Annotated in this window: 16 protein-coding genes and 1 riboswitch; of the genes, 4 read left to right on the top strand and 12 right to left on the bottom strand. The window is 28.8% G+C overall.

Features of this window, described 5'->3' with window-relative positions:
• Window positions 1-379, top strand: a 379-nt coding sequence (locus ACI3VO_RS13690) for an EamA family transporter (RefSeq protein ID WP_439758451.1), incomplete at its 5' end; no start/stop codon positions are given.
• A gap of 70 nt (window positions 380-449) precedes the next feature.
• Here ACI3VO_RS13690 and ACI3VO_RS13685 read toward each other — a convergent pair.
• Window positions 450-671, bottom strand: a complete 222-nt coding sequence (locus ACI3VO_RS13685) for a hypothetical protein (protein ID WP_439758450.1) — start codon at window positions 669-671, stop codon at window positions 450-452.
• A gap of 350 nt (window positions 672-1,021) precedes the next feature.
• On the opposite strand from ACI3VO_RS13685, the gene ACI3VO_RS13680 reads away from it, so the two are divergent.
• Window positions 1,022-1,957 carry a magnesium transporter CorA family protein gene (locus ACI3VO_RS13680; RefSeq protein ID WP_439758449.1) on the top strand — a complete coding sequence of 312 codons (936 nt, stop codon included), beginning with the start codon at window positions 1,022-1,024 and terminating at the stop codon, window positions 1,955-1,957.
• 70 nt (window positions 1,958-2,027) lie between these two features.
• Here ACI3VO_RS13680 and ACI3VO_RS13675 read toward each other — a convergent pair whose 3' ends face one another.
• Window positions 2,028-3,902, bottom strand: a complete 1,875-nt coding sequence (locus ACI3VO_RS13675; protein WP_439758448.1) for a tetratricopeptide repeat protein — start codon at window positions 3,900-3,902, stop codon at window positions 2,028-2,030.
• 175 nt (window positions 3,903-4,077) lie between these two features.
• The gene (locus tag ACI3VO_RS13670) at window positions 4,078-5,193 is read right to left on the bottom strand and encodes a DUF3810 domain-containing protein (RefSeq protein WP_439758447.1); all 1,116 of its coding nucleotides are present in this window, start codon (window positions 5,191-5,193) and stop codon (window positions 4,078-4,080) included.
• A 131-nt stretch (window positions 5,194-5,324) separates the two neighbouring features.
• On the opposite strand from ACI3VO_RS13670, the gene ACI3VO_RS13665 reads away from it, so the two are divergent.
• Window positions 5,325-5,540 (top strand): hypothetical protein, encoded by a 216-nt coding sequence (locus ACI3VO_RS13665; RefSeq protein ID WP_439758452.1) that lies wholly within the window; start codon window positions 5,325-5,327, stop codon window positions 5,538-5,540.
• Between the two features lie 13 nt (window positions 5,541-5,553).
• Here the strand turns inward: ACI3VO_RS13665 and ACI3VO_RS13660 are convergent, their stop codons facing one another.
• Entirely contained in the window at window positions 5,554-5,700 is a 147-nt protein-coding gene (locus ACI3VO_RS13660) for a hypothetical protein (protein WP_290691950.1), read from the bottom strand.
• 321 nt (window positions 5,701-6,021) lie between these two features.
• Here ACI3VO_RS13660 and ACI3VO_RS13655 point away from each other — a divergent pair, with 321 nt between their 5' ends.
• Window positions 6,022-6,501: a hypothetical protein gene (locus tag ACI3VO_RS13655; protein WP_439758446.1), complete on the top strand. Its 480-nt coding sequence runs from the start codon at window positions 6,022-6,024 to the stop codon at window positions 6,499-6,501.
• A gap of 38 nt (window positions 6,502-6,539) precedes the next feature.
• On the opposite strand, the gene ACI3VO_RS13650 is transcribed toward ACI3VO_RS13655, so the two are convergent.
• The 8 genes from ACI3VO_RS13650 to ACI3VO_RS13615 all read right to left on the bottom strand — a co-directional run bounded on the left by ACI3VO_RS13650 (window position 6,540) and on the right by ACI3VO_RS13615 (window position 12,048).
• The gene (locus ACI3VO_RS13650) at window positions 6,540-7,253 is read right to left on the bottom strand and encodes a hypothetical protein (RefSeq protein ID WP_439758445.1); all 714 of its coding nucleotides are present in this window, start codon (window positions 7,251-7,253) and stop codon (window positions 6,540-6,542) included.
• Window positions 7,254-7,503: 250 nt separating this feature from the next.
• Complete coding sequence (thiE, locus tag ACI3VO_RS13645) at window positions 7,504-8,136, bottom strand: thiamine phosphate synthase (RefSeq protein WP_439758444.1); 633 nt, start codon at window positions 8,134-8,136, stop codon at window positions 7,504-7,506.
• A 21-nt stretch (window positions 8,137-8,157) separates the two neighbouring features.
• The gene (gene thiT, locus ACI3VO_RS13640; RefSeq protein WP_439758443.1) at window positions 8,158-8,772 is read right to left on the bottom strand and encodes an energy-coupled thiamine transporter ThiT; all 615 of its coding nucleotides are present in this window, start codon (window positions 8,770-8,772) and stop codon (window positions 8,158-8,160) included.
• A 15-nt stretch (window positions 8,773-8,787) separates the two neighbouring features.
• A complete protein-coding gene (gene tenA, locus ACI3VO_RS13635; protein WP_439758442.1) occupies window positions 8,788-9,453 on the bottom strand; it encodes a thiaminase II in 666 nt (221 codons plus the stop codon).
• A gap of 75 nt (window positions 9,454-9,528) precedes the next feature.
• Window positions 9,529-10,311 carry a hydroxyethylthiazole kinase gene (gene thiM / locus ACI3VO_RS13630; protein WP_439758441.1) on the bottom strand — a complete coding sequence of 261 codons (783 nt, stop codon included), beginning with the start codon at window positions 10,309-10,311 and terminating at the stop codon, window positions 9,529-9,531.
• Window positions 10,312-10,355: 44 nt separating this feature from the next.
• Window positions 10,356-11,165: a bifunctional hydroxymethylpyrimidine kinase/phosphomethylpyrimidine kinase gene (thiD, locus tag ACI3VO_RS13625; protein WP_439758440.1), complete on the bottom strand. Its 810-nt coding sequence runs from the start codon at window positions 11,163-11,165 to the stop codon at window positions 10,356-10,358.
• 62 nt (window positions 11,166-11,227) lie between these two features.
• Window positions 11,228-11,321, bottom strand: a riboswitch (TPP riboswitch).
• Window positions 11,322-11,355: 34 nt separating this feature from the next.
• Window positions 11,356-11,706 carry a GIY-YIG nuclease family protein gene (locus ACI3VO_RS13620; RefSeq protein ID WP_439758439.1) on the bottom strand — a complete coding sequence of 117 codons (351 nt, stop codon included), beginning with the start codon at window positions 11,704-11,706 and terminating at the stop codon, window positions 11,356-11,358.
• Between the two features lie 150 nt (window positions 11,707-11,856).
• A complete protein-coding gene (locus tag ACI3VO_RS13615; RefSeq protein ID WP_439758438.1) occupies window positions 11,857-12,048 on the bottom strand; it encodes a ferredoxin in 192 nt (63 codons plus the stop codon).
• Window positions 12,049-12,145: the final 97 nt, after the last annotated feature.

Genomic DNA, 12,145 nt, shown 5'->3' with positions numbered 1-12,145 from the left:
AATAAGCAAGGAAATAACTAAGGTAGAAGATAACCCAATGATTGTGACAGGCTATCAGCTTCTTATAGGTGGCGCTATACTTATAGTATTAGGACTTATAGGCGGTGGCAGACTTCATTTTTCATCTATTAATGCCACACTACTATTTTTATATTTAGCATCACTGTCATCTATAGCATTTAGCCTTTGGACTACACTATTTAAATACAATCCAGTGGGAAAAATATCTGTATTTAATTTCCTAACACCTATATTTGGAACTATATTGTCAGCAGTTATTTTATCTGAAGATGTATTTAAATTGAAAAATTTAGTAGCATTGCTTCTAGTGTGTCTGGGAATTTACATCGTAAATAAAACTAATGATGCCAAAAATTAAAAGAGGCTGTTTTTTAACAGCCCCTTTTTTAGTCATTAATAAGTATGGGATTAAATAATTTTCTTAAATTTTAAATAGATACAATATCTTTAAACTTTTTCAAAATACTTTCAATAAGCTTATCTTCTTCATAAAGATATTTGAGCATCATATCGTATTCAGATTTCAGATCATTAGAATTATAACTCGTTTCATTTGCTTCTAGTTGCTCTATTTTTTCTTTAATTTGTACTTCTCTTTCTTTTATTATTGCGTATATTTTTACTTTTTCAACTTCTGTAAATCTATTCATAGTTATAACTCCTTTCTCAAAATTTTATCTTATCCCTTCATTATTTATTCGACAATAGTAATATAATACCTCTAAAATTGTTAAATTTTTTTAACAAAATTATAACAAATATAAAATTCTACAAAGCCAAATAAATTTAACTTGATTTATTTTCATAAAAAAGGTATTCTATTTTAAGGTAGAAAAAAATAATAGGAGAGTGATGAAAATGGACGCTAGTCCCTTGTACCTATCGTCGATTAATTTTTCACTTAGCTATCTATAAATAGACTACTTATTTTTTTATAGAATTTAGTCATTTATAGATATATAAGTGTACTAAATATATAACTGAATAAGGAAGTGTTATTTTGATAAGATATTATAAAACTATTGAAGGCAAATTAGAAAAGCTAAATTTATACGAAGACGGATGTTGGGTGAATTTAGTCGAACCTAATAACGAAGAAATCGGAGAATTATCTGATATTCTAGATTTAGATATAGACAGTATAAATGCCGCTCTAGATGCAGAAGAACGCTCTAGAATTGATGTAGAGGATAATCACATACTAATTCTTATAGATATACCTATAGATGAAAGTGACTCCTCTTCAGCCCATTATTCAACTATTCCGTTGGGAATTATTTTGATGGATGAATGTATTATTACTGTCTGTACAGCTCAAAGTAAGCTTTTAAACGACTTTATAGTAGGTCATATCAAGGAGTTTTTTACATTTAAAAAGACTCGCTTTATTCTTCAAATTTTATACAAAAATGCTACGTACTATCTACTGTACCTAAGAAGAATAAATAAAATGACTATCGAAATAGAACGTGAAATCCACGACTCTATGAAAAATAAAGAGCTTTTACAACTTCTAGAATTAGAAAAATCTTTAATATATTTTTCAACGTCATTAAAGGCAATTGAGCTTGTGCTTCAAAAATTACTTAGAACATCTGCAATAAAAAAGTATCCTGAAGATGAGGATCTACTTGAAGATGTAATTATCGAAAATAAACAGGCACTTGAAATGGCAACTATATACGGTGATATTTTGAGCAGAATCATGGATGCCTTTAGTGCAATTATAAATAACAACCAAAATAATGTTATGCAATTTTTAACAGTTGTTACATTTATTTTCTCTATCCCTACAATCGTAGCTGGATTCTTTGGAATGAATGTAATAAACATACCTTTTGAAAATGAACCTTATGGATTTTGGATTATACTTTTAATTACGACAGTATTTTGTTTAGTCCTTACACTTCTTTTATCAAAAAACAAATTGCTATGATTATTTGAAATTAAAAAGGAGCTCTTCGCTCCTTTTTTAATTTATCAATTTTTTAATGCTAAATTTTATCCTATTTATATCCATTATCTGTTTCAACTAACATCTTGTCTATTCTGCTTTCGTACATTTGATCTAAATTTTCTTCTATTTCTAGTATATAATTTGGAATGTATTCCTCTTCCTCATCTTTTTGTTCTTTTATTTCTTCAAATTTAGGTATTAAAAAGCTATCTACATTTAATTTAAACTCCGGTATGCTATCGTATATATCTTTGCTGTTGAACACACCTTCATCTGCTAAGGATTTATACATTAGTCTTCCCTTTTTAAGGTAAAGACCTGCTAGCATATATTCTGAGTCCTTATTTCCAAGCTCAACACCTTTGATAAAATATTTCTTAGCCATCTCATCATCATCTAGCTTTAGACTTATTTGACCTAAGTTGAATATAGATTCGACTAAGCCTTGATTTTTTGATTTTTCATACCAATACTTAGCATTAGTGTGATCACCGTAGTAATTTTCATAAATAAGTCCTACCATATGCTGAGCATATGCGTTGTTTTCATTGGCACATATATCTAGCATTTTTTTGCTGTCTTCGTAATTTCCTTCATTGTAATATATTCTTCCTAGATGTAATTTGGCGTTTAGATGATTTTCCTGTGCTGCTAATAGATAATATTTCTTAGCCTCCTCTAAGCTGTTTAAATCCTCGTATATAAGGCCTAGCTTATAGCTAGATTCTATATCCTTATTATTAGAAGCCTTTTTATACCATAAAATAGCTTCTTCTATATTTTCTGCCTCAAAATATATATCGGCAAGTTTCTTTTGACAAGTTACACAGGTTGAATTTTTCATATAATAAGATATAGCCATTTGATAATTTTTAGTCTGATAATATAGATCTCCTAAATTTTCTATCGCAACCTTACATCCATCTGCTATTGCCTCTTCATAGTATTTTATAGCTTTTTCGTAATTTTTTTCTTCAAAGTAAAGCCCAGCAAAATTATTTTTAGCATCTACCATAGAATCATTTGAAGCTAAATCATAGTACATTTTCGCACTTTCAATTTCATTTTGTCTGTTATACAAATTTCCAAGTCTAAGCTTAGATAAAGTGTGATTTGACTCTATCGCCTTTACATAATAATCTATTGCATCTTCATAGAAATTTTTCTCATCGTATAAATACGCCAATCTGTACTGAGATTTTACATGGTTTTTATCTGCACTTTTTTTGTAATATCTCTCGGCTTCATCTCTGTGGTCGTTGAGTTCCATATATAAGCCTAAATTATAGCATCCCTTTTCGTATCCACTTCTATATAATTGCTTATATAAGCTCACAGCTTCCTTTTCCATTCCATTTTTCATATATAAAATCGCCAAATTAAATCTACACTCATCATTTCCCAATATATGACCTTTTTTGTAGTATTCAATCGCGTCTTCTTCTCTATCTAATGCAATATACAGATTTCCTAGGTTGAAACATGCAATTCCAGAATTTCCATTCGCAGCTGTCTTTAACCATTTTTCTGATCTTTGAAAATCCCTCAATTTAAAATGCACAACTCCCAAATTATTTTGACATCTTAAATCTCCATTTAACGCCTGCTTTTCGTACCAGTAAAGCGCATATTCATAGCCTTCTATATTGTAATACATATTTCCCAAGTCATAGGCTGCATCATCCTTGCCGTTTTTATAAGATAGAGAGAACCATTTTTCTGCCTCTACATATTGTTTTTTTTCTAAATAAAGCTCCCCTAATCTATACTGTGCTTTTACATGGTTTTGATTTCCAGCAATTATGTAAGATTGTATAGCTTGATCCTTTTTGCCTATTTTTTCAAGCATATTTCCCTTACTATACGCCAATACTGCTTCTGTAGGCACATCTTTACTCTTTTTCTTTATAGAAAACTTACTCATTTTTATTTCTTCTCCTATTTTGTATTTCCTTTATATATTTTATTCTTAAATTAATTTTTTTGATTTTCTCAGTATAAACTACTGCTATAACACATTATATACCAAAATAGCACATATTTAGTTTTAAAACTCAAAATTTAATAAAAATGTAATCATTTAAATTTTGTAGAGCTTTCTATCCATATAGGTAATAATATAAAAGCAGTAAGTCTACTACTTTTCCATAGCTTTTAGTTCCTTCCTTTACCCTATTTGATTTTAAGTAGAGATTATTTACATTATCCGATACTTCATTTACTTTACCTTGGTATTTTTCCCAAAACTTAGAGTAATCATTTATATCCTTTAATACTTCATCGTCTATATTTTTAGTAAGCGATACAAACTCGTGGTAATCTACCTTGCTGAGAGCCGATGCAGTATATCTTAGCGCCATAAAATACCCTGAGTAGTTTACATATGGATTTTCATTTTCTATACAGGCTATATAAGCTAAAAAATTTGCATCGCTTTCATTCCCGTATCCCCTTTGATGAGACATCTCGTGCAAAACAGTAAACGGTATACTTATTAAAGGTTGATTAGTATTTATATTAGCTTCACCTGTAAACGGAGAATATATGCCTGTTATATTTGTATAAGAAAACCATCTTGAACTGAGTATTGTTTTCGCCTTTGAATATCCTCCCAATTTATTTAAACTCAAAAGCTCTACATTATCGTATCCATTTTCTAATTCTGAAATAATATTTTTTATGTCTCGACTATTATTTTCAGGCCCAGTATTTGAGCTATCTACTATTTTTCTAGTCTCGTTACATTTTTCTATTAAAAACTCATATAAATCTGCTAAATCATCTTGATCAAAGCTCAATTCTGAAATATCCTTATCATTTAATTCACTGTATTCTTCTTTAATACTATCCTCCAAGCTTACCCTATTATAGTTTACTCCCCACAACAAAATAAATAGAAAATATATCAAACACGCACAAGCCAAATAATTAAGTAAAACATTTTTTAAACTCTTAAAAAAAATCCTTCTATCCTTAAAAGCTCTGTAAATTAAATACATTACAGATAAGACTACAGATATCGAAAATAAATATATCATTATTTCAAAGCACGAAAAATCGAAAATAGAACTTATCTTGCTTAAAAGCTTAACTATATAGACATCTATACCTCTAGAATAATAAGTCTCCACAAAATAACTATATTTTGCAGATATATATTTTATAAATATGGAAATAATAAAAAGTATATAACATATCTTCCTAAATTTTTTCATACTACACCTCCAATTTTATTATATCATCAAACATTGCTTTCATATTCAAAGTCAAAATAAAGCTTTTATAGAATTAAAATAATATTTATGTTAAAATTAAAAAAAAGATGGTAGGTGAATTTATGAAGGACATAAAAATTAAACTGACAAGAGACAAATACAACTTTAGATTCAAGCAATACGAAGGAATGTACTTTCATGGGGAGGTCAAATCCGACAATATGGTCAAATATAAAATAACTAAAGACGAAGCAGGTACAGAGCTAAAAGAATTTGGAAATACACATATAAAAGACAACATGGTATTCGTTCCACAAATCGATGCATATATCGACTTAAAAAAATAGAGGGAATTTCCCTCTATTTTATCAATTGCACAAAGAATAGTACGACTACCATAACTAATGCTAGCTTGAATACTACTCCTGATAAAAATTTAAATAATTTTATACCTACGCCCAATAGGACAATAAAAATCGCTATTTTAAATAATAAATCTATAGTCATTTCATTTCCTCCATATCTCAATAAACTACTCGATCGATATACAATATTATCATATTCATTAATAATATAATACATGAAAATTATGTACTTAGATTTAAATAAAAATAACAGTTTTTTAAAAATTTATTACAAAAAACTGAAATTTAAAGCAATATATTTTCCATAATTTTTCACTTGCCTTTCAAAATAATATTATTATAAAATAATTCTGCTACTTAGAGTAAGCTCCATGTCAACAAAATAATTTTAATAAATTTTTTTAACACATACTATTATTCTAAAATTAGAAAAATATTAAAAACTAAACTTAAGGAGTAAACTATGCAAAACAACAATTTTAAAAGCTATTTACTTTCTAAATGTCTAATCGGATATGGATTAGTAAATGGTATAATCAACGCTATAATATTTTATTTTATGGAGAGAGGTCATTTAGATAAGGTCTTTGAAGCAAAAGATATAATAAGTGATTTTGCCTTTACGACATTTTTATTAGGTGCACTACTAGCTATTATAGTAATCCCTATGATAGCTAAAGACATGGAAAAAGGTAAATTCAAAGCAGATAATCGTACACATAAAATAGAACAATACTTACCCGACCATATACTACTTATTTCTTTAGTTGTCGGATTAATTGCCTGTTTTATATCTGTAGCATTATCGGCTGTAGTAGTATATCTATTCAAGGTTAGCCCGCTTAATGTCACTCAAATGATGATATTTAAAGGCGTAATATGTTCCTTAGCTGGAGCAATATCAGGATACCTTTGTATAATAAAGGTAGCTTATAGAAAATAACTTATTAAAAAAAAATGACCTTATTTCAGGTCATTTTTTTATACAAGTTTTTCAAAAATTCGTTGTTCTTCAACTTCTAATTTTTTTATTCTATTATTTATCTCTTTATTATAAGAATCTATCCATTCATCACTAGAAAGATTGCTCTCTAGATAATAAGGATATCTTCTCTTCATACAGATTACTTCATTTTCAAGTAATAAAATATTATTTTTTAAATCAGATATATCGTAATTTTTGATTTTCTTAGTTTTCAAGTTTTTCAATAAAGTTAAAGTAGAATCGTCGTAATTTAAATAAGCTTTTTTTGCCTTTTCCCATAGCGCATCGTTCTTTAGATTATAAATATCAGGATGCATAACAGAAACTACATCGAAAAATAAAGAATCAACTAAATCCTTTTTCTCCTCATTTTTTGCTCTCATTTCTAGTATTTCCTTTGAAGCTTCACATTTTTTCTCTAATTCACGAATTTGCTTAGTTAACAGCTCTGTTTTTACATCTACATTTTTTTCTATATTTCTTATTTCTTTTTCCCTTTTCAATCCAAAATAATTTTCATGTATATCCTGTTTTATTTTTAATATTTTTATATTTTTATTGTGGTTTAATTCTTCTATCATCAAGTGTCCGAAATGAAATAAATATCTTGACTCTATATAAGGACCTTCCCTCATTATCAATCTATTTTTTTCAAATAATAATTTAATGTATTTATTTAAAAGGATATCATATTCATTGTTCTTGTTCATATAAAACCTTCCCCCTTAAAAGTTTCTATTTTTTATTTTATGAAAATAAAACTTCTAATGATAGTTAAATACTATTATTTATTAAATAGTAAATACTACATTTTGTTAAAAAACCTCTCTTTTAGTTTACATTATTTTACAGTTTTCTCATCATATATTTATATTATTATTTGTCATAAAATATTTTTATGACTGTTTTATTTAATAAAAAATCCTGTAAATCTTTACTATCGATTTACAGGATTTTTTATTAAATAACTTCAAGCCATTTTTTTACTTCTGCGTATATATCTTGTTCTTTTAAAATTGCAGATATAATTGCATATCCATCTGGATCGAATGGTTTTAATTTTCCTACATTATCTAAATTAATCCCACCTATTAATACAAATGGTAAGTCGACCTTTTGTTTTATCTCTTCTAGAGTTTCAAAAGATACGCTCTTTGCATCTAATTTAGTGCTTGTAGAAAACATAGTTCCTATTCCTAAGTAATCTGCACCGTCTTCTTTTGCCCTTTGAGCTTCTTCTAGTGTTCTAGCTGAAACACCTAGGATTTTGTCTTCTCCTATTAATTTTCTAGCACTTTTGGCATCTATGTCGCTTTGTCCTACATGAACACCATCTGCATCACATAAAAGTGCTATATCTATTCTGTCGTTTATTATAAATTTTACACCGTATTTTCTAGTAAGTTCTCTTAGCTTAAGAGCCTTTTCTAAAAACGCTCCTCCATCTACGTCTTTTTCACGAAGCTGAAGCATAGTTGTGCCTGCTTTTAATCCATCTTCAATACATTTATAAAAATCTCGACCTTCTAGTATATTTGAGTCTGTTATCAAATACATTTTTAGATCTTTTTTTAAACTTTCTCTATTTACCATAATTTCCTCCATTAAATTCAATTATGCGCTGATTTGATTGTTTTTATTAGCTTCTTTTTTAATTTTTTCTATAGGCAGTATAGTAGCTACTATTGAACTTAATAATCCTTCTACTCCTTCACTAGAGAAATTGTATATTATTGAATATAACCATGGTCCCATATTAAATCCTTTAGCATATGCAGAGAAATATACTACTCCTGATATTACATGTACCCAACATTTCAAAAATACTACAATTAAACAACCTAAGAATATTTTCTTTCTAGAATTACTTCCAAGTATTCCACTAACCCCTAAAATCATAGGTGGTATTATATAATCTAAGAATAATTGTATTGGATGTATTATATACCCTCCAAATAAACTTAAAACTCCTGCTATTAAACCTGCTGTCATACCTTCAACTGGACTATATATAAGTCCTATTAAAAGTATTGGTAATGATGGCAATAAGCTTATACCTCCACCTTGTGGATATTGTATAAATGTTATCTTTCCAAGTATAAATGATAGTCCTGAAAACATAGCTATAACTACCATTTTTTTGACAGTTAATTTAAAGCCTCTAAGTTTTATTAAATATAAAACTAACGGTATGAAGCAAATTATTACAAATATATAATTAATATTCATAAATACTCTCCTCTCTTATTCTCCTCTATAGGCCATATTCCAAAATTCTAACTCGTACATACTAGCTCTTACAAATATATCTTTTAATTGTTCTTTTCTTTCATCGCTTAAATCATTGCAAATTTCATTCGTAAAATCTATCCATTCATTTGTACATTTTGAATATTCATCGCCTGCATAAGTTTCTATCCAGCTCTTATAGAAATTTCCTTCTAGTTTGTCTTTATACTTTTCTTTTAATTTAAGTCCTATATAGCCATAGCTCCATGTACAAGGTAAAACTCCTGCAACTATATCTTCTACAGTTCCTGTAAGTGATATTGACTTCATATAGCTTGTATAACTTTCATTAGTTAAATTAAGCTTATACTTGTATTCTATTTCATCTATATTTTCTCCAAAATCGTCTCTCAAGTACATGATGTGGTTTGCAGTTTCATTTTCTATACTTCCAGCAATACCTTCATTAAACATTTTTAGTTCTTTTAAATTTCTACTTTTTACACACGCCATAGCGTATACTTTTGCGTATTCTATTAAATACAAGTAATCTTGGATCAAATATTTTCTAAATTTTTCTTTATCTAAAGTTCCTTCTCCAATTTCCTTTAAAAAAGGATGTTCTAGATATTTATCCCATATTTCTTTACTATTTTCGTATAAGTAATCTGTAAATAACATCAGGCTCTCCTTATAATTTAAATATTTTGCTATAAACACGTAACTTAAAACCAAGCTACGTGTTTTTAATCAATCTTATAATTCTACTCTTGCATATTTTTCAAAAGTGTCAACATCTAGAGAATCTATTTGGTCGAATAAATAAGTTTTAAAAGTTCCAACAGCAGGATTTGTAGCATCTGCTAATTCTCCACTTAAGCTCATAGATAATGTTCCCATAAATGCAGCTTCTATTGGTTTATCTGTGCAAGGTAAGAAGCTTCCTATTAAACTAGAAGACATACAGCCTGTTCCAGTTATCTTTTTAAGCTTTGCACTTCCGTTGAATATTTTATATACTTTTTCTCCGTCGCTTACTAGGTCAGTTATACCTGAAGCTACTACTACACAGTTTAATTTCTTAGCAACAGCCTTTACTATGTCTGATGCATCAGAGCCGTCGTCAAAAGAATCGACCCCTTTTCCTGCTACATCTAATCCACCTATAAATTTGATTTCAGATATATTACCGCGAACTACAGTAAACTGAACTTCATTTAATAATTTATTAGTAAGCTCAGTTCTAGCTTTGCTCGCAAATACACCAACTGGATCTAGCACTACTGGTTTGTTGAATTTATTTGCAGCCTTTCCTGCTTTTACAAATAAATCTAAATATGGTGAGTTCATAGTTCCTATATTTATAACTACTGCACTTGCTACTGAAACCATATCCTCTACTTCTTCATATGAGAAACTCATAAGAGGACTAGCACCTATTGCTAAAGTCATATTTGCACAATCTGTTATTGTTACGTTGTTAGTATAGTGAAGCACTAATGGATTTAATTCTTTTACTTTGTTTATTAATTCGTACATTTTTATCTCTCCTAATTCCCTTTTATTTTTATTGTATTTTATATTTAGTCTCTATCTTCATCTTCAAATTTATAGAAATGGTTTACAGGTCCCACACCATGTCCTATATCAAAGCTATGTTTAATAGCTTCTGTTATATATTCCTTGCTAAGTCTAACTGCTTCTACTACATCGTAGCCTAATGCTAGATGAGCAGTTATTGCAGAAGATATTGTACAACCTGTTCCATGTGTGTTTTTCTTGTTTATTCTTGGGCAAGAAAATACTTCAAATACATCTTCTCCCATAAGCACATCTACTGCATCTCCATCTAGATGTCCACCCTTCATAAGAACGTACTTAGGTCCTAGTTCAAGTATTTTTTTACCTGCTTTTTTCATATCTTCAACACCGTCTATCTTCATTCCAGTTATTTCTTCCGCTTCTGGAACATTTGGTGTTATTAAATAAGCCATTGGAATTAAGTATTTAATTAAATTTTCCTTAGCTTCTGGTCTAAGTAGTGAATAACCACTTTTAGATATCATAACTGGGTCTACTACTAAAATCTCTGGTTTGTATTTTTTTAAGTTTTCTACTATTTCTAAAATAATTTCAGGGCTTGAAACCATACCTATTTTAACTCCCTTAGGTGGGATATCTTCAAATACGGCCTTCATTTGTCCTTTAATTATTCCCTTGCTAAGCTCTTCTACATCGAATACCCCTTCTGTATTTTGAGCAGTTATAGCAGTTATAACACTCATTCCATAAGTTCCTATAGCACTAAATGTCTTTAAATCTGCTTGAACTCCTGCTCCTCCTGAAGAGTCAGAGCCTGCTATTGTCAATGTTGGAATCTTGTAATTTCTCATCTCTACCTCCTAAATAAATAAAAAAGCTGTACCCATATAGGTACAGCATACTTTTCTATAAAATATCATATTGTATGCTTTCCTACGCTGGTATTATCCAGATCAGGTTTGAGGGTCAGTAAAACTTCTCAGCCAATGGCTCCCCTAGCAATATTATTTTAATCATATATTTAGATTAGTCTTTATTCAATTATTTGTCAATACAATATAAATTTTTTAATCCATGATTTTCATTTTCCCTCTGAAAGCCTTGAACTTCAAAACCTTCAACTTCTTTTAATTTTCTTAAAAAATCCTCTGGATTTTCGATTATATCGAGCTTTTGTCTCCTTGTTTTAGATTTTATTTTGTATTCTAATTTCATAGCATCGCTTTTAGTTTTACATAAGAAATAAATTTCTAGTTTTAAAAAGCCTTTAGCTCTTGTATATTTAGAATTAATTCCATTTTTATGCTCTTTAATTCTCCTATTCATATCAGTCGTATAGCCTGTGTATAGAGAATTATCCTTGCATCTAATTATATACGTATAACAACACATATTCCCTCCGCATTTCTCATACTCGATATTTATAAATTTCATTTGTAACTTATTTTATATTATTACGAAAAAATTTACAATTTATAAATTGATCAAAAAATAACTAGACGTATTAATACTCTCAAACGTCTAGCTATTTTTATTTAAAACTTATTTTTCTATCTCAATGGCATCTACTGGACAACTCTCAGCAGCTTCCATTGCCTCGTCTTTGCAGTCCTCAGGAACCTCTGATTCTATAGCATGTGCATATCCTTCATCAGTAAGCTCAAACACCTCAGGACATATAGATGGACACAATCCGCACCCTATACAAGTATCTCTATCAACTCTCGCTTTCATATAAAACCTCCATAAATTATTATATTTACACATATTATTTGTAAAATAAAAATAATTAATTCATAAAGATGTTTTTTCTCTAAAAAAATTAGACTAC

This window comes from Intestinibacter sp., assembly GCF_051866655.1.
Taxonomy (GTDB): Bacteria; Bacillota; Clostridia; order Peptostreptococcales; family Peptostreptococcaceae; genus Intestinibacter.
This window is presented reverse-complemented; position numbering and strand designations above follow the sequence as displayed.